At 72.4% G+C, this 16,364-nt stretch carries 12 protein-coding genes and 1 tRNA gene; 5 read left to right on the plus strand and 8 right to left on the minus strand.

Translation table 11 applies throughout. The annotated features are described in order from the left end of the window. Nucleotides 1–159 precede the first annotated feature (159 nt). A complete protein-coding gene (locus ACU6WY_RS11870) occupies nt 160–957 on the minus strand; it encodes an inositol monophosphatase family protein (RefSeq protein WP_483819851.1) in 798 nt (265 codons plus the stop codon). Between the two features lie 62 nt (nt 958–1,019). Here ACU6WY_RS11870 and ACU6WY_RS11875 point away from each other — a divergent pair, with 62 nt between their 5' ends. After that, nucleotides 1,020–2,600, plus strand: coding sequence for a phytoene desaturase family protein (locus ACU6WY_RS11875; protein WP_483819852.1), 1,581 nt, complete (start codon nt 1,020–1,022; stop codon nt 2,598–2,600). 269 nt (nt 2,601–2,869) lie between these two features. After that, entirely contained in the window at nt 2,870–4,318 is a 1,449-nt protein-coding gene (locus tag ACU6WY_RS11880) for an HNH endonuclease signature motif containing protein (RefSeq protein ID WP_483819853.1), read from the plus strand. A gap of 342 nt (nt 4,319–4,660) precedes the next feature. On the opposite strand, the gene pdxR is transcribed toward ACU6WY_RS11880, so the two are convergent. After that, complete coding sequence (gene pdxR, locus ACU6WY_RS11885) at nt 4,661–6,082, minus strand: MocR-like pyridoxine biosynthesis transcription factor PdxR (protein ID WP_483819854.1); 1,422 nt, start codon at nt 6,080–6,082, stop codon at nt 4,661–4,663. Nucleotides 6,083–6,163: 81 nt separating this feature from the next. Between pdxR and ACU6WY_RS11890 the strand changes: the two genes are divergently transcribed. Beyond that, nucleotides 6,164–6,838 carry a pyridoxamine 5'-phosphate oxidase family protein gene (locus tag ACU6WY_RS11890; RefSeq protein ID WP_483819855.1) on the plus strand — a complete coding sequence of 225 codons (675 nt, stop codon included), beginning with the start codon at nt 6,164–6,166 and terminating at the stop codon, nt 6,836–6,838. Here the strand turns inward: ACU6WY_RS11890 and ACU6WY_RS11895 are convergent. Next, on the minus strand, nt 6,808–10,242 hold the full coding sequence (locus ACU6WY_RS11895) for a bifunctional proline dehydrogenase/L-glutamate gamma-semialdehyde dehydrogenase (RefSeq protein ID WP_483819856.1): 3,435 nt from the start codon (nt 10,240–10,242) through the stop codon (nt 6,808–6,810). The two genes, ACU6WY_RS11890 and ACU6WY_RS11895, sit on opposite strands and share 31 nt — an antisense overlap. Before the next feature lie 100 nt (nt 10,243–10,342). Between ACU6WY_RS11895 and ACU6WY_RS11900 the strand changes: the two genes are divergently transcribed. After that, a complete protein-coding gene (locus ACU6WY_RS11900; RefSeq protein WP_483819857.1) occupies nt 10,343–11,254 on the plus strand; it encodes a LysR family transcriptional regulator in 912 nt (303 codons plus the stop codon). Here ACU6WY_RS11900 and aztD read toward each other — a convergent pair. Genes aztD through aztB form a run of 4 tightly spaced genes read right to left on the minus strand, consistent with a single transcriptional unit; the run spans nt 11,244 to nt 15,487 of the window. Beyond that, entirely contained in the window at nt 11,244–12,458 is a 1,215-nt protein-coding gene (aztD, locus tag ACU6WY_RS11905; RefSeq protein ID WP_483819858.1) for a zinc metallochaperone AztD, read from the minus strand. The genes ACU6WY_RS11900 and aztD overlap by 11 nt on opposite strands. 35 nt (nt 12,459–12,493) lie before the next feature. Continuing rightward, nucleotides 12,494–13,402, minus strand: coding sequence for a zinc ABC transporter substrate-binding protein AztC (gene aztC / locus ACU6WY_RS11910; protein WP_483819859.1), 909 nt, complete (start codon nt 13,400–13,402; stop codon nt 12,494–12,496). 1 nt (nt 13,403) lies between these two features. Then, nucleotides 13,404–14,618: an ABC transporter gene (locus ACU6WY_RS11915; RefSeq protein ID WP_483819860.1), complete on the minus strand. Its 1,215-nt coding sequence runs from the start codon at nt 14,616–14,618 to the stop codon at nt 13,404–13,406. A 14-nt stretch (nt 14,619–14,632) separates the two neighbouring features. Next, nucleotides 14,633–15,487 carry a zinc ABC transporter permease AztB gene (gene aztB, locus ACU6WY_RS11920; protein ID WP_483819861.1) on the minus strand — a complete coding sequence of 285 codons (855 nt, stop codon included), beginning with the start codon at nt 15,485–15,487 and terminating at the stop codon, nt 14,633–14,635. 55 nt (nt 15,488–15,542) lie between these two features. On the opposite strand from aztB, the gene aztA reads away from it, so the two are divergent. Beyond that, complete coding sequence (aztA, locus tag ACU6WY_RS11925; protein WP_483819862.1) at nt 15,543–16,259, plus strand: zinc ABC transporter ATP-binding protein AztA; 717 nt, start codon at nt 15,543–15,545, stop codon at nt 16,257–16,259. Here aztA and ACU6WY_RS11930 read toward each other — a convergent pair. Further along, nucleotides 16,247–16,331: transfer RNA gene (locus ACU6WY_RS11930), tRNA-Tyr, on the minus strand. The genes aztA and ACU6WY_RS11930 overlap by 13 nt on opposite strands. Nucleotides 16,332–16,364 lie beyond the last annotated feature (33 nt).

The following is a 16,364-nucleotide window of genomic DNA, read 5'->3' on the forward strand; positions in this document are numbered from 1 at the left end:
CTGACGGCAACGCGCGGGGCTCTCGTGTCGTGTCGCGAGCGCGACGGCTTCGGGCTTTCGGGGCTTCTACCACTTCCGCGAATTCGGGTCGCGAAAATAACGATCAGGTAAACACACTACCCCCGCCGGGCTGAGAAAGCCATGAACGGGCCCTCGGTCTCACTCCTCGCCGTCGAGCACCGCCTGCAGACGACCGAAGAAGTCGGCTCCGGCCGCGATGACCATTCCCTTGCCCGGACGCCCGCCGGGCGCGCCACCGACCATGCCACCGGCCTCCTGCACGAGCAGCACGCCGGCCGCGTGGTCCCACGGGTGGGTGCCCTTCTCGTAGTAGGCATCCACGCGCCCCGCGGCCACCGAGGCCAGGTCGAGCGACGCGGCCCCGATGCGGCGGATGTCGCGCGCGATCGGCATGACGCGCGCCAGTCGTTCGAGCGTCGGGGCGTGCGTGGCGGGGTCGTACCCGAAGCCGGTCGCGACGAGGCCCCCGGCTTCGCCCACGTCGGCGGTCACGGCGAGCCGCTCCTCCCCGAGCCAGGCTCCGCCGTCACGCGACGCGCGGAACATCTCGCCGGAGACCGGGTTGTACACGACGCCGGCCAGGGCCGACCACGTCGCCGGGTCGGGCGCGCCCTCGACCGCGGCGATGCTGATGGCCCACGCCGGGATCCCGTACGCGTAGTTGACGGTGCCGTCGATCGGATCCACGACCCACGTGATGCCGCTCGTCCCCTCCTCGGCGCCGGACTCCTCGCCGTAGAAACCGTCACCCGGGCGCTCGCGCACGAGCTCGGCCCGGATGAACGCCTCCACCTCGCGATCGGCGGCGGTCACGATGTCGGCGGCGACGGACTTCGTCGCGATCGAGAGCCCCTCCCGCCTGCGGAGGGCGGCCAGTTCTCCGGCTTCCCGGGCGATGCGCGTGGCGATGTCGAGGAGGTCAGCGGCGAGAGTCATGGCATCCACGCTACTGCGCCACCCCCTTCAGCTGATCCGATCGCCGTGGATAGCGTGGACCCATGAACCCCCGCGACACCCATCGCTTCGACGTCGTCATCGTGGGCGGAGGGCACAACGCCCTCGTCGCCGCGGCCTACCTCGCCCGCGCCGGGCGTTCGGTGGTGGTGCTCGAGAGACAGGATGCCGTGGGCGGCGCCGCCGTGTCGGAGCGCCCCTGGGCGGGGGTCGACGCCCGCCTGTCGCGGTACTCCTACCTCGTGAGCCTGCTGCCGCAGAAGATCATCGACGACCTGGGGCTGCGCATCGACCTGCGGCGCCGGCGGTACTCCTCGTACACCCCCGATCCGGCCGACCCCACCCGTGGCATCCTGATCGACACTCAGGATGCCGAGGCGACCGCCGCCTCGTTCGTCCGGACGCTCGGCGACACCGGCGAGGCCGAGCGGTTCGCCGCCTTCGGCGAGCGCATCGCGCCGCTCGGACGCGCCGTCTTCCCGACGATGACCGACCCGCTGCCGACGTCCGACGAGATGCGCGAGCGGGTCGGCGACGACGAACTGTGGACCGCGATCACGACACGCCCCCTTGGCGACCTCCTCCGCGCCTCGCTCGAAAGCGATCTCGCGCGCGGGATCGCGCTCACCGACGGCCTCATCGGCACCTTCGCGTCGTCGGACGAGGTCTCGCTCGCGCAGAACCGCTGCTTCCTCTATCACGTCATCGGTGGCGAGAGCGGGCACTGGGATGTTCCCGTCGGGGGCATGGGGGCCGTCACCGCCGAGCTCGAGCGGGCGGCGCGCGAGGCCGGCGCCGAGATCCGGACCGGGGTCGAGGTGATCTCCGTTTCACCGTCGGGCGAGGTGCGCATCGTCACCGACCGCTCCGAGGCCTACGTGGGCGAGCTCGTGCTCAGCGGCGTGGGCGACGCGGTGCTCGCACGCCTACTCACCGCGGGAGGCGCCCCGACCGCGGCTGAGACCCCCGAGGGCGCCCAGGTCAAGGTGAACATGCTGCTGACCCGCCTGCCCCGGCTGAAGGACACGTCGGTCGCCCCCGAGGCGGCCTTCGCCGGCACCTTCCACGTCAATGAGACGATGACGCAGCTCGACGCGGCCTACGTCGCGGCATCCGGGGGCCTTCTTCCCGAGCCGCTCCCCGCCGAGATCTACTGCCACTCGCTCACCGACCCGTCGATCCTCGGCGACGACCTGCGCGCGTCCGGCGCGCAGACGCTGACCCTCTTCGGGCTCCAGGTGCCGCACCGCCTCATCGACGGCGTCGACCCGGTGGCCGCGGGCGCACGCCTGCTCGCCGCCGCGCAACAATCGCTCGACGCGGTGCTGGCCGAGCCGCTGCGCGAGTGCATCGCCGTCGCCCCGGACGGGCGAATGTGCATCGAAGCGCGCACCACCACCGACCTGGAGCGGTCGCTGAACATGATCGGCGGCGACATCTTCCACGGCGCGCTGTCGTGGCCGTGGCTGGAGACTCCCGCGTCGGGCCCGGCCGGGCGGTGGGGCGTCGAGACCGCGCACGCGCGGGTGCTCGTGTGCGGGTCGAGCGCGCGGCGCGGCGGCGCGGTGAGCGGCATCGGCGGGCAGAACGCGGCGATGGCGGCGCTGGAGATTCTGGAGGGGTGACGGGGGATGCGGGGCCGGGGCGTGCGGGGCTTCGGCGCCGGGGGCTGGGGTGTGCGGGCGGCGGGGCTTCGGCGCTGGGGGCTGGGGCGTGAGGTGTGCGGGCGTCGGGGCTTGGGGGCGGCGGGGCGCTGAGGCGTGGGCTGGGGCGCCGAGCTTGAGGGCGGTGAGGCGCTGGGGCTTGAGCTGGGGCGCCCACGCCGCGGGTGAAAGGCACCGCCAGCGGGGTGACCTCACCCCCAAGTTTCGAACATATCTTCTAATCTGGACGCATGACCTTCCCCGCTCCTTCCCCCTCGGCACCGGATGCCGATGGCGATAGCGGCGGTGTGCTGAGGTCGCTCGTCGATGCCATTCGTGCCGACACCGCCGAGGCGGCGCGCGTTCACGCGCGCTTGATCCGCCGTCGAGCCGAAGTCATGCAGATCGCGCTCGATCAGGTCGCGCGATCGAGGTCGCGAGCCTCGCGCGATCGGGAACTCCCGGTGCGGTCGGTCGCCCTCGAGATCGCGGTGGCCACCCACGCCCACGATCAGACCGTGCAGAAAGAGCTGGGCGACGCTTACACGATGGTCACGAAGTTCGCGGCCACCGTCGATGCACTCGCCGGGGGCCGGATCGGCGCGCGTCACGCGCAGGCGATTCTCGACACCGGCATCGTGCTCGACGACGACACGACCCGGGCCGGGTGGGAGCAGGTCGTCCTGGCTCGTGCCGAGCGCGATTCCCCGGGCCGCGTGCGCGCGTTCGGGCGCGAACTCGCCGAGAGTGTTCATCCCGTCGGCATGACGGAACGGCATGCACGCGCCGCCGCGACGCGCGGGGTCAGTGTGCGCGATCTCGCCGACGGCATGGCAGAGCTGGCCGTCGTGCTTCCCGCGACGGTGGCGTACGGAATCCGCGATCGTCTGCGTCGGCAGGCGGCTGCCATTCGCGCCGCGGCGGAGGCGGGCGCAGCGGAGGCGGCGGCGGAGGAGGCGGGGGCAGCGGGAACCGGTGTGGAGAACCCACCTGCGGCGACGGGGACTGGCGACGGCGCTGACTCCGGCGATGTCGCGGCCGTCCCGTCCGGCGACCGCTCCGCCGGCCCCGCCGTCGTCGACGAGCGCACTCTCGCTCAGATCGGGGCTGATGTGTGCGCCGACCTTCTGCTCACGGCAGCGCCGTCGATCGACCCCACCAACGACGTGGATTGCCCCGGCGGGCTCGGCGCAATCCGCGGGCACGTGCAGATCACCGTGCCCGTTCTCACCCTGCTGGGCCACCTCGACGCCGGCGCGACCGTCGACGGACACACTCCCATCGACCCCGAGACCGCACGGCGCCTGGCCGCGCACGCTCCGGGGTGGGATCGCGTGCTGTGCGATCCGGTCACCGGCACCGTGCTCGACGTCGACCGATACGCCCCCACCGCGGCACAACGGAGGTTCCTCGCGGCGCGCGATCGGCACTGTCGGGCTCCCGGATGCCGTGCCCCCATCGCCCGCTGCCAGATCGATCACAACCACGAAGCGCAGCACGGCGGCGCCACGCGGGTGACGAATCTCTGCAACTTCTGCGTTCGTCATCACACTCTGAAGACCGAGACCGAGTGGACCGTCGCGCAGGATCCCGACGGAACTCTGCACTTCCGGAGCCCGCTCGGGCAGCGATTCAGCGAGAAGCCACCGCCGAGGGTCATGTTCGCGCCGGATCCCCTCCCCGCCGCTCCCCCGTTCTAACCGGGACCTCTTCTCTCCAGGGCGTTGCGACTTCGTTGCCCGGCTCTGCGCGCGCACTCCGCGCTGCACTTCCCGCCCGCGCGCACCCCCGCTGCGCGCACCACCCGCGTTCACGCTGCACGCACCACCTGGGCACACCAGCCGCACTCACCACCCGGGCTCACCGCCCGCACTCACCACCCGGGCACACCACCCGCACTCACCGCCCGCACGCACCACCCGCACGCACCACCCGGGCACACCAGCCGCACTCACCACCCGCACGCACCACCCGCACGCACCACCCGGGCACACCACCCGCACTCACCGCCCGCGCACGCCACCCGGGCACGCCGCCCGGGCTCACCGCCCGCGCACACCCCGGCGCTGCGCCATCGCCGCGACCTCGTCGACGATCGCCTCCACCGCCTCGACGAGCGCGGGGACGGGCGGTTCGGCGTATCCGATGACCAGGCCGGCCGGGAGGTCCGTGGGCGCTCCGGGCACCGCATATCGCGAGAGCCCCGACACCAGGATGCCGCGAGCCGCCAGCGCCTCCTCGAGGGCACGCTCCTCGGCGCCGGGAACGAGCACCACGGCGTGCAATCCCCCCTCCATCGCCGTGAGCTGCACCCCGGGGACGCCCACGAACGCCTCGACCAACAGGCGCCGGCGATGGCGATACTCGCGCCGCCGACGCGCGGTGTGCCGAGCGAGCGCACCGTCCGCGAGATACAGGGCCAGGGCCTCCTGCTCCACGAGCGAAACGGGCGAGTCGAGGTCGGCCCGCGCCGCGACCACACGATCGCGCAGGTCGCCGGAGGCGATCACCCACCCGCACCGGAGCGCGGGACTGAGCACCTTCGACAGACTGCCCACGAGCACGACCCGGGCGGGGTCGAGCATCCGCAGGGGTGGCAGCGGCGCGCGTCCGTGCGGGAACTCGCTGTCGTAGTCGTCTTCGACGACCACCGCGCCCGTCCGCGCCGCCCAGGCCAACAGACGCGCCCGGCCCGCGGCATCCAGCCGGGTCCCCAACGGGTAGTGGTGGTGGGGCGTCACGATGATCGCGTCCAGGTCGCCGTGCGCCTCGAGCGCGGTGAGATCCAGGCCCTCGTCCGGACGCACCGGCACGGGCACCGCCTCCATCCCCAGCCGGGCGAGCACCATCCGCACACGCGGATACCCCGGGTTCTCCACGCCCACGCGCAGGCGCCCTCCCGCGCGCGGCGTCAGCGCGAGCAGGGTCAGCAGCAGCGCGTCGCTGGTGCCCGCGGTCACGATCACCTCGGCCGGATCGACGTCGACGCCGCGAGTGCGCGACAGGTGCCGCGCGATCTCCGCGCGCAGGGCGGGGAGCCCGGCCTCGTCATCGACGTCGGCCGCGGGATCGACCGCGCTCGCCCGCCGCCACGCCGACCGCCACCCGGCATCCGCGACTCCCCGGGTCGAGGGACGTCCGGGCTGCAGATCGACGACGCGAGACGACGCCGCGGGCACCGACGGCGCGAGAGCGGGCTCGATGGGCACCGGATGCCACGCCCGCGGCGCCACCGTCGTGCGACCGCCGCCGCGGGTGAGCAGGTACCCCTCCCCGGCGAGGATCTCGTAGGCGGTCACGACCGTGCCGCGCGCGACTCCCAGATCGACCGCGAGCGCCCGCGTCGACGGAACGACCTCGCCCGCACCCCAGCGCCCCTCGACGATGGCCGCGCGCATTCCTCGAGCGAGTTGCTCGTGCAGGGGCAGCGGCGACGAGCGGTCCAGGATGCCGAGAGCGATCATTCCGGCATCCTGTCACTGGTCCATCGATCACCGCCAGAACCGGACTACGTATCAGACCAGTCGCGGGACTGGAATAGCACCATGTCCGATCTGCCGATCACGCCCCTGACTCGTATCCACCGCGGCGCCGCCTACCAGCGCACCGACCGCGCCGCGCTGTACGAGGTGATCGACGGCGCCCTCTCCGCCACTCTGGCGATCGTGCGCGACGACCGCCCCGTCGCGCTTCCGGTGGGAATCGGCCGCGACGGCGACGACGTCCTCATCCACGGCTCGACCGGCAGCGACTTCTTCCGCCGCATCGCCGCGGGTGCCCCCGTCTGCCTCACCATCACGCAGCTGCTGGGGCTGAAGTACGCTCGCTCCCTTTTCGACAGCTCGATGCGCTATCGGTGCGCGGTCGTGCACGGCGTGGCATCCGTCGTCCCCGCAGAGGAGAAGGAGGCGGCGCTACTGACGCTGTCGGACCACCTCATGCCCGGGCGCGGCGCGGAGGTGCGCCCCATGACGGCGCGGGAGCTCGCGGCCACGATGGTGCTGCGCATCCCGCTGTCGGAGGCGAGCGTGAAAGACAACGCCGGGTCGCTCGTCGAAGAGGAAGATGACGGGGAGGACCGGTCGGTGTGGGCCGGCACACTCCCGCTGCGCATGGTCGCCGGCGTCCCGGAGACCTCGCCCCAGACCCGGCGGGGAACCGCCGTGCCCAGCTCCGTCCTCCGCGCGGCTCAGCGCGTCACGAGCGGCGGCACCGTGTAACGACGTGGGGTGCCGAAGCGGTGCGCCGTGACCGACACGGCCTGCTCCCGCAGGAACGGCAGCAGCTCGACCTCGCCCGACCGGGTCACGTCATTGCCGTACAGGGCGACGGCGGGCGATCCGTCGGTGGCCTCGGCGAACGACTCCGGCGACCCGCCGAGGAGCCGTACCCGGCCGCCGGTTCGCGCGAGCTCGGCCGCGCGGCGAGCCCACTCCCGCGGGGCCTCCACAACTCCGCCGGCACCGACGCCCCCGAGCCACGCGCGCACCGCGGGCGAGAGAACGCGCGCGGTGCTCACCGTGACGGGCGCCCCGGCGCGCACCCCCGCGGCGACGACCCGCACGAGCGCGGTCTCCGACGCGTCCTCGAGCCGCACGGTGACGGGCACCACCGCGTACCGCAGCACGTTCTGTTCCGACCCCAGCCCCGTCACGTCGCGGGCGAGGGAGAACTCCGAGCCCCAGGCCGCAGCATCCGAAGCGAGAGCGGATGCCAGCCACGCGCGGTCCTCCGCGGGCACGGCGGCGAGCGCCGGAGCGGCGAGCGCGTCGGCGCCGCGGGGCGCCGAGGAGTCGGCATCCGTCCACGTTCCGAACCCGAAGAGGTAGTGCGGGCCGCCGGCCTTGGTGCCCGCGCCCACCGCGGACTTCTTCCACCCGCCGAAGGGCTGGCGCTGCACGATGGCCCCGGTCGTCCCTCGGTTGACGTAGAGGTTGCCCGCTTCGATGCGCGCGAGCCACCGCTGGATCTCCGCCTCGTCGAGCGCGTGCAGACCGGTGGTGAGGCCGTACTCGACCGCGTTGACCAGGTCGATCGCCTCGTCGAGGGTCGCGGCGGTCATGATGCCGAGCACCGGACCGAAGTACTCGGTGCGATGGAACTCGCTGCCGGGCTCGACCCCCTCGCGGATGCCGGGACGCCACAGCAGTCCGTCGTCGTCGAGGCGGCGCGGCTCGACGACCCAGCGCTGCCCGGGCTCGAGGGTCGTGAGCGCCCGGAGGAGCTTGCCCTGGGCCGGCTCGATGAGGGGTCCGACGCGGGCCGCCTCGTCCCACGGCATCCCCACCTCGAGCGAGGTGACCGCGTCGACGAGCTGCTCGCGGAAGCGGCGCGAGGTCGCGACCGACCCCACCAGCACGACGAGCGAGGCGGCCGAGCACTTCTGGCCCGCGTGGCCGAAGGCCGACAGCGCGACGTCTTTGGCCGCCAGGTCGAGATCGGCGCTGGGCGTGACGATCACGGCGTTCTTGCCGCTCGTCTCGGCCAGGAGCGGCAGATCAGGACGGAACGAGCGGAACAGCTCGGCGGTCTCGTACGCCCCGGTCAGCACCACCCGCTCGACGGCGGGGTGCGTGAGCAGCTCGCGGCCGAGGTCGCCCTCGGAGACCTGCACGAGCCGCAGCACCTCGCGCGGAACACCGGCCTCCCACAGCGCCTCGACCATGACCGCACCCGAGCGCTCGGCCAGCCCGGCCGGCTTGATCACCACGGCCGACCCCGCGGCGAGCGCGGCGAGCGTCGAACCGGCGGGAATCGCGACGGGGAAGTTCCACGGCGGGGTGACCACCGTCAGCCCCACGGGCGTGAACCGCGCGCCGTCAACCCGGTCGAGGTGGCGCGCCTGCTCGGCGTAGTAGTGGGCGAAGTCGATCGCCTCCGACACCTCGGGGTCGCTCTGCTCGATCACCTTGCCGCACTCGGCGCCCATCACCTCGAGGAGGTCGGCGCGACGGGCCTCGAGCGCATCCCCCGCCCGGTGGAGGATCTCGGCGCGCGCGTCGGCACCGAGGTCGCGCCACGCGGCGGCGGCGGCCGCGGCATCATGAATCACCCTCTCGAGGGCGGCGGCGGCGGTGACGGTGTGTGCGGCGATCGTGTCGGCGCCGAGGGTCGACGCGGCCATCCGCGACACGATCCCCGCGGCCCACTCCCGGTTGGCCGCGATCGCGGGGTCGGAGTCGGGGGTGTTGTGGAATCCCGTGCCCGGCGCGGGAGGAGCGGGCACCGTGCGATCCTGCACGCGGTGCGACGACGGAACGCCCGCGGGGAGGTCGACGAGCGAGGCGAGGAAGCGGTCGCGTTCCCGGGCGAACAGCGCCTCGTGCGTGTCGAGGTCGAACACCGCCGACATGAAGTTCTCGCTCGACGCCCCCTCCTCGAGCCGGCGGATGAGGTACGCGATCGCCACGTCGAACTCCTGCGGATGCACCACCGGGGTGTACAGCAGGATCGAGCCCACCGTGCGCCGCACCACGGCCTGCTGGGCGGTGGCCATGCCGAGGAGCATCTCGATCTCGATCCCGTCGGTCACCCCGCGCCGTTCGGCGAGCAGCCACGCGAGGGCGACGTCGAAGAGGTTGTGTCCGGCGACCCCGATCCGCACGTGCGCGGTGTGCTCGGGGCGCAGGGCGTAGTCGAGCACCGCCTTGTAGGAGGCATCCGTCGCCTGCTTCGACGGCCAGGTCGCCAGCGGCCAGTCGTGCACCTCGGCATCCACTCGCTCCATCGGCAGGTTCGCGCCCTTCACCACGCGCACCTTGATGGGCGCACCCCCGGATGCCACCCGCGCGGCGGCCCACTTCTGCAGGCGAATCATCGCGGCGAGGGCATCGGGAAGGTAGGCCTGCAAGACGATCCCGGCCTCGACCCGCGCGAACTCCGCCTCGCCGAGGAGCGTCTCGAAGACGGCGAGGGTGAGGTCGAGGTCTTTGAACTCCTCCATGTCGAGATTGAGGAAGGTCCCCGTCTCTTTCGCCACGCGGTAGAGCGGACGCAGGGCCGAGACGGCATCGGTGACGGCCGCCTCGAACGCCCACGGCGTGTGCGGCGCGACCGTGGAGGAGACCTTGATCGAGACGTAGTCGACGTCGTCGCGGGAGAGCAACCGACGCGTGCCGTCGAGCCGTCGCGCGGCCTCCTTCTTGCCGAGGATCGCCTCCCCGAGCAGATTCACGTTCAGCCGGATGCCGTCACCCCGGCCGCGGATCGCGGAGATCGCCCCGCCCAGCTTGCGGTCGCTCGCGTCGACGATGAGGTGGCGCACCATCGAGCGCAGGGCCGTGCGCGCCGCGGGAACCACCACGCGCGGCAGGATCGGGGCGGTCAGGGCGCCCAGGCGGATCGCGGCCTTCAGGTGGAGCGGCAGGAATCCGGGGACGAGCGGCGGAAGCGCCGCGAGATTGCGGGCTGCGACCCGCAGGTCTTCGGGGCGCACGACGCCGTCGACGAAGCCGACCGTGAACGCGAGACCGTTCGGATCGCGCAGCACGCCCGCGAGGCGTGTCGCCGCGGCATCCACCGGCTCCGCCCGACTCTCGGCCAACCAGCGCCGCACGAGGGCGATGGCCTCATCGGCCAGATCGGCGGGAGCGACAGCGGCGGGGGCGACATCGGTGAGCGACATGCGGATCCTTCCTCGGATGCCCTCAGTGTGCGCGCGAGATCAGATCGGGAAAAGCGACGGTTATCGACGGATAATGGTCGACAGAACCGAAGGGTGAGCGATGTTTGATCTGCGCCGGCTGCGGCTCCTGCACGAGCTGTCGATGCGCGGCACACTCGCCGCGGTCGCCGACGCGCTGTCGTTCAGCCCCTCGACGATCTCGCAGCAGCTCGCGCTCCTCGAGCGCGAGGCGGGCGTCCCGCTGCTCGAACCCGACGGCCGGCGGGTCCGCCTTACCGCGCAGGGCGAGGCTCTGGCCGCGCACGCGGCCCGCATGCTCGCCGCCGACGAGGCCGCCCGCGCCGAGATCGAGCGCCTGCAGCCCTCGATGGCGCCCGTGCGCCTCGCCGTCATGCAGTCCGCCGCGCACGGACTCGTGCCGCGCGCCCTCGGTGTTTTGACCGAGACCGAGCCGCGCCTGCGCGTCGAGATCGCCGAGCTCGCCCCCGAAGAGAGCCTGTTCGAGGTGACGGCGCGCGGCTTCGACCTCGCCGTCGCGGAGCAGTACCCGGGCCACACCCGCGAGCAGCGGGCGATCCTGGAGCGCCGGGCCCTGGGCCAGGATGCCATCCGGCTCGCCGTCGCCCCCGGCGACGCCGCCGCGACTCTCTCCGACCTCCGCAACCGGGCGTGGGTCATGGAACCCGAGGGAACCGCCGCCCGCCAGTGGGCGACGCAGCAGTGCCGCGCCGCCGGGTTCGAGCCCGACGTGCGGTTCGAGCTCACCGACCTCACCGCGCACGTGCGGCTGGTGGCATCCGGTCACGCGGTCGGCATGATCCCCGCGCTCGTGTTCGGCGACGACGAGCCGACCGTGCGGCTGATCGACCTCCCCGGCCGTCCGCGACGCGAAATCTTCACCGCCGTTCGCAGGGGAACCGCCGAGCGTCCGGGTATCCGGGCGGTACGGGCGGCCCTGCAAACGGCGTTCGATCGCGGTCCGGCCGGGGCGGCCGGGAAGATCAGCGGGTGAGCGCGATCTCGTTGGGCGTGACCTCGAGGGTCGCGCTGGTAAGCACCTCACCGGTGGTGAGGTCGACGGCGTGCACCATGTTCTTCGCGGGCTCGGTCACGTAGGCGATGTCGCCGCTGACCTTGATCGCGGGGTGCGCGTCCTGCCACTCGACGGGCCCCTCCCACGCGTCGATGACGGGGAAGGCATCGGTGAAGGCGCTCGCCTCGGGGTCGAAGACGTGGATCGCCCCGTCCGAGGCGAGGATGTAGCCGAGGTCTCCGGGGCCGCGCGCGAGGTCGCGGAAGGTGTACTCGGCACCCTCGGGCATGTCAACGACCGTCTGCGTCTTGGCGGCGGTGTCGATCAGCGCGACACGGTGCAGCAGGTAGCCCTCGGCGTCGCGGTCGTCCTTGTAATCGCCGACCACCAGCGGGCTGGTCTCGCTCACGAACAGGTTGCCGGTGCGCCCGTAGGGCTGGTCGGGAGCGGCGACCTTGGTGATCTCGCCGCCGTCGAAGATCAGCGCGCCGTTTTCGCAGCCGAAGACCACGACCTCGTCCTGCGCGGTGCCCTCACCGTGAACGCCGGGGCAGTCGGCGTTCTCGGCGACGGTCGCGCCCGACGGGTCTTTCACGGCGATGCCCGTGCGTCCGTCGGCGTTGCCCACGGTCGTGACGAAGGAGCCGTCTTCGAGAACGATCGAGACGCCGTGGTGCGCTTCGACCCCCGGGATGGTCTCGGTCTCGGGGAGTTCGTCGGGGGATGCCAGGAGCGCATCGGTGTCGAAGACGGTGGTGTCGCTCGTGCCGTCGGCGTACAGCACCGTCTTGCCGCCGTGGACGACGACGTGTCCGGGCTTGTCGGCGTCGAACACCAGGTCGGTGAGAACGGGCGCCTCCTCGGACGTTCCGGCATCCAGCACCTGGAAGCCGGCGGTCGTGGTCACCATGATGTGCCGGCCGTCGCCGGCGGAGTTCAGACGCGTGAACTCCTCGGACTCCACGTCACCGACGACCTCGAGCGTCCCACCGTCGAGCACGACGATGCCGCCCGGGTACGACAGAGCGACGCGGGTTCCGGTCTCGTCCGACGCGGACGAACTGGTGGCGGGGGCAGGGGCTTGAGCGGTCGAGCCGGTGCCGCCGGCACAGGCGGTCAGACCGACGGTCGCGCCGACCGCAAGGGCGAGCAGCCCCGCACGGCGGAGGGGAAGGGTGCGCATGTGATTCCTCTTTCTTCTCTGGGGTGGCCGGGCGCTCAGGGCGACAGGCCGGTGGCGATGCGCTCCGTGTTGACGCGCATCATGGTCAGGTAGTCGGGGGCTCCCCCGGCGGCATCCGTCAACGACTCGGTGAAGAGCTCGGTGACGATGACGTCGACGTCCGCCTCCTCGGCGAGCGCCTTCATCAAGCGGTCGGGTTGCGAGGACTCGGCGAAGATCGTGCGAACGCCCGCCTCGTCGATCGCGGAGACCAGGTCGGCGAGATCGCTCGCGCTGGGGGCCGCGAGGGTCGTGCCGCCCGGGATGACCGCTCCCACCACGCGGAATCCGAAGCGCTCGGCGAGGTAGCCGAAGACGTGGTGGTTGGTGACGAGCGCGCGCTGCGCCTCGGGGATGGCCGCAAAAGCGGCGCTCATCTCGGCGTCGAGGGCCTCGAGCTCGGCGCGATAGCCGGCGGCTCGAGCGGTGACCGCGGCGACATCCACGCCGTCGATCGCTTCGAGCGCGGGAACGAGGGCATCGACCACCGCGAGGGTCTGCGCGGGGTCGGTCCAGAAGTGCGGGTCGTCGGCACCGTCGGCGTCGGTAGACGTGTACGGCAGCACCTCGACCGCGTCACCCGCGACGAAGGTCGCGACGCCCGCGTCGGCGGCGCCGTCGAGATGCTGCTGCAGTCCCTCCTCGAGCCCCAGCCCGTTCGATACGACGAGGTCGGCCGCGCGCAGACGTGCCGCCTCGGATGCCGAGACCTCGAACGAGTGCGGATCGGCGCCCGGGCGCATGAGCGTCATCACCTCGACGTCGTCACCGACCAGGTTCGATACGACGTCGCCCAGGATGTTCGTCGACACCACCACGAGCGGACGCTCGCTCGCACTGGTCGCGCATCCGGCGAGGACTCCCCCGCCGAGGAGCAGAGCAGCGGCGATGCGGAGCAGCCTCATGTCAGCGTCCCGTCTCGGCGAAGAACGCGGGGGTGCGCTCGGAGACGAACTCGCGGGCGATGCGCGCATCGTCGGCGAAGTCGATCTCCCACAGGCGCCCCTCGGCGGGACCGTTCAGGTAGGTGCGCTGCTGATCGGCGACGAGGTTCACGGGTTCGCCGGCGGCGAGACTCGCCCCCACCAGGGGAACGGATGCCGCGCGCACGGCGCCCGTCTCGCCGTCGAGCACGAGCACGCGCCCGTCCGGCGTCAGCGCGAGCACGGTCGCGTCGGCATCGTCGACCGCGGTGACCTGCACGACGGGCTCGGGGACGGGCAGGAGGGCCCAGGAGCGGGCGCGGGTGTCGAGAATCCAGATGCCGGCGTCACCGGCAAGGGCTGCGACGCGCGGCCGGCCCTCCCGGTTCGCGAACGCGGTGGCCCGCGGCGCCGTTGCGTCGTCCGGGTAGGGGATGCGCTCGACGACGGGCCGCTCGTCCTCGACGTGGATGAGGAGCGCGGCGTCCTGGCATCCGATGACCGCGCCGACGCGCGTGGTGATCGTCCCGGCCGGATCGACACACGCGGCGGTGTCGCCGGTGGGGGTACCGGCAGCCGTATGCAGCGTCACCTCGTCGCCTGACGCGATCGCGGCGAAGGAGCCCGCGGGAACGACCATGCCGGGTCCCGGCTCGCGCGTGAGGCGGAAGGCCTCCTCGATACGCCCCGTCGAGAGCGCCTCGGTGTCCAGCAGCACGGCGTCGCCGGACTCGGGGAAGAACACGCCCGTTCCGCCCGTCGTCGACGAGTTCGATGTCGCGACGACCGCTTCGCCCGCACCGTCGACGTCACCGAGCACGCGGGGCGAGGCCCGGTAGTAGTGGAAGTGATCGACGTGGTCCCACGTCCACACGCCGCTGTCGACGACGGACACCCCGGCCTCATCGATCGCGAAGAGGTAGCGGCCGTCGCTGTGGATCGCGGAGGGAGCGCGGACCGTCCCCAGATCGACCGTCGTCTCGTCGAGGAGGTCAAGGTGCGACACCCGACCCTCGGCGTCGACCGAGGTGAGGCCGAGCGCCGGTTCGGCGAGCTCGGCGGCACCGTCGATGGCGCCGTGGGTGTCGGGGGCGGAGTCGGTCGGGGCCTCCGTCGGCGCGTTCGCGGCGCACCCGGTCAGGGCGAGCACCACGATGCCGGCGAGCGCGAACAGTCGGGGGGTGGAGCGGGAACGCATGAGAACTCTCTGGGTCAGGCGGAAACGAGATCGGAGGTGAACGCCGGACGGAGGATGGCGTCGCGGGCGGTGCGGACCGCCCAGGAGATCCCCGCGGCGGCGATCGCGGTGGCGGCGATTGTGGCCCCGGCCGCGGTGGCCGCGTGCCAGGAGACGAGGAGTCCCACCCCCACGGCGGCGGCACCGATGACGGCGGCGAGCGCCATGGTGGTGGGGATCCGCTCGGTCCACTGCCGCGCGGCCACGGCCGGAGCTACGAGCAGACCGACGACGAGCAGCGACCCCACGGCCTGGTACGAGGCCACGACGGCGAGGGTCACGAGCCCCACCAGCACCGTCTGGGCGACGCGCGGACCCAGGTGGAGCACGCGGGCGATGCGCTCGTCGAGGGCGAGGGCCACGAGCGACCGGTGGAACACCGCCGCCGCGGCAACGCCCAGCGCCACGGCGACGACGAGCACGACGAGGTCGTCGGTGCCGATCGCGAGGATGTCGCCGAACAGGATCGCCGTGGCATCCGTCGCGAAACTTCCGGCGTGGGAGATCACGATCACGCCGAGGGCCAGCATGCCGACGAACAGCAGACCGATGCTGGTGTCGTACGACAGCCGCGCGCGCCGCTGCACCACGCCGATGCCGAGACTCATCACGACGGCGCTGACGGCAGCGCCGAGCAGCACGGGGAGACCCAGGACCGTGGCCAGCGCCACGCCGGGGAGCATTCCGTGGGCGAGGGCCTCACCGAGGAAGGCCATCCCCCGCACGATCACCCACGTCCCGGCGACCGCGCACAGCACGGCCACGAGCACGCCGCCCACGAGCGCACGCTGGACGAACTCGAGCGAGAAGGGATCGGTGAACCAGGACACGAGGCACGACCGTATCCGTAATGAGAATGATTCTCAAACTCGTAGAATGGATGCCATGCCCCGGACGCCCCTCCTTCCCCCCGTCGCCGAGCTGCGCGGCATCCGCGTCGACTTCGGCGAGACATGCGCCGTCGCCGACGTCGACCTCGACATCGCCCGGAACGCCCTGACGGTGCTCGTCGGAGCCAACGGGTCGGGGAAATCCACGCTAATCGAGGTGCTGGCCGGGGCACGTACGCCCTCAGCGGGCTCGGTCCGCGTGACGGCCCAGGCCCGAGCCTTCGTGCCACAGCGCACCGCCGTCGCCGAGCGGCTCCCCCTCACCGTTCGCGACGTCGTCGCCGTGGGCGCGTGGGGGCGCGTCGGCCCGCTGCGCCGCCTCGATCGCGACGCCCGAGCCGCGGTCGACGACGCCCTCCGCCGCCTCGACATAACGGCACTCCGACGCCGACCGTTCGCCGCGCTCTCGGGCGGCCAGCGTCAACGCGCTCTGCTCGCGCAAGGTCTGGCACGCGGCGCCGACCTGCTGCTGCTCGACGAGCCGACGACGGGCCTGGATGCCGCGAGCGCGACGCTCATCCGCCGCGCGATCGCCGAGGAGACGGCGCGGGGCACCGCGGTGGTGTGTGTGAGCCACGACGAGCGCCTCATCGCCGAGGCCGACCTCGTCGTGCGAATGGCGGGCGGGCGGATTCTCGAGGAGAAACTCACCAGAGAAAGCGAAAAGCCCCGGTCTCCCGAGGCTGTCGCTGTTGTTCGTGGTGGCGAGTGAGGGATTCGAACCCCCGAATGCAATGCAGTCTGATTTACAGTCAGATCCCTTTGGCCGCTTGGGTAACTCGCCAAGTGCGCACCCGCCCGGCTTTCTCAGTCGACC

The sequence above is a fragment of the Microbacterium sp. ZW3a genome (assembly GCF_057167165.1).

Excerpts from the sequence above, each read along its gene's own strand:
- ACU6WY_RS11870 (WP_483819851.1), bottom strand. The coding sequence starts at position 957 with ATGACTCTCGCCGCTGACCTCCTCGACATCGCCACGCGCATCGCCCGG.
- ACU6WY_RS11875 (WP_483819852.1), top strand. The coding sequence starts at position 1,020 with ATGAACCCCCGCGACACCCATCGCTTCGACGTCGTCATCGTGGGCGGA.
- ACU6WY_RS11880 (WP_483819853.1), top strand. The coding sequence starts at position 2,870 with ATGACCTTCCCCGCTCCTTCCCCCTCGGCACCGGATGCCGATGGCGAT.
- pdxR (WP_483819854.1), bottom strand. The coding sequence starts at position 6,082 with ATGATCGCTCTCGGCATCCTGGACCGCTCGTCGCCGCTGCCCCTGCAC.
- ACU6WY_RS11890 (WP_483819855.1), top strand. The coding sequence starts at position 6,164 with ATGTCCGATCTGCCGATCACGCCCCTGACTCGTATCCACCGCGGCGCC.
- ACU6WY_RS11895 (WP_483819856.1), bottom strand. The coding sequence starts at position 10,242 with ATGTCGCTCACCGATGTCGCCCCCGCCGCTGTCGCTCCCGCCGATCTG.
- ACU6WY_RS11900 (WP_483819857.1), top strand. The coding sequence starts at position 10,343 with ATGTTTGATCTGCGCCGGCTGCGGCTCCTGCACGAGCTGTCGATGCGC.
- aztD (WP_483819858.1), bottom strand. The coding sequence starts at position 12,458 with ATGCGCACCCTTCCCCTCCGCCGTGCGGGGCTGCTCGCCCTTGCGGTC.
- aztC (WP_483819859.1), bottom strand. The coding sequence starts at position 13,402 with ATGAGGCTGCTCCGCATCGCCGCTGCTCTGCTCCTCGGCGGGGGAGTC.
- ACU6WY_RS11915 (WP_483819860.1), bottom strand. The coding sequence starts at position 14,618 with ATGCGTTCCCGCTCCACCCCCCGACTGTTCGCGCTCGCCGGCATCGTG.
- aztA (WP_483819862.1), top strand. The coding sequence starts at position 15,543 with ATGCCCCGGACGCCCCTCCTTCCCCCCGTCGCCGAGCTGCGCGGCATC.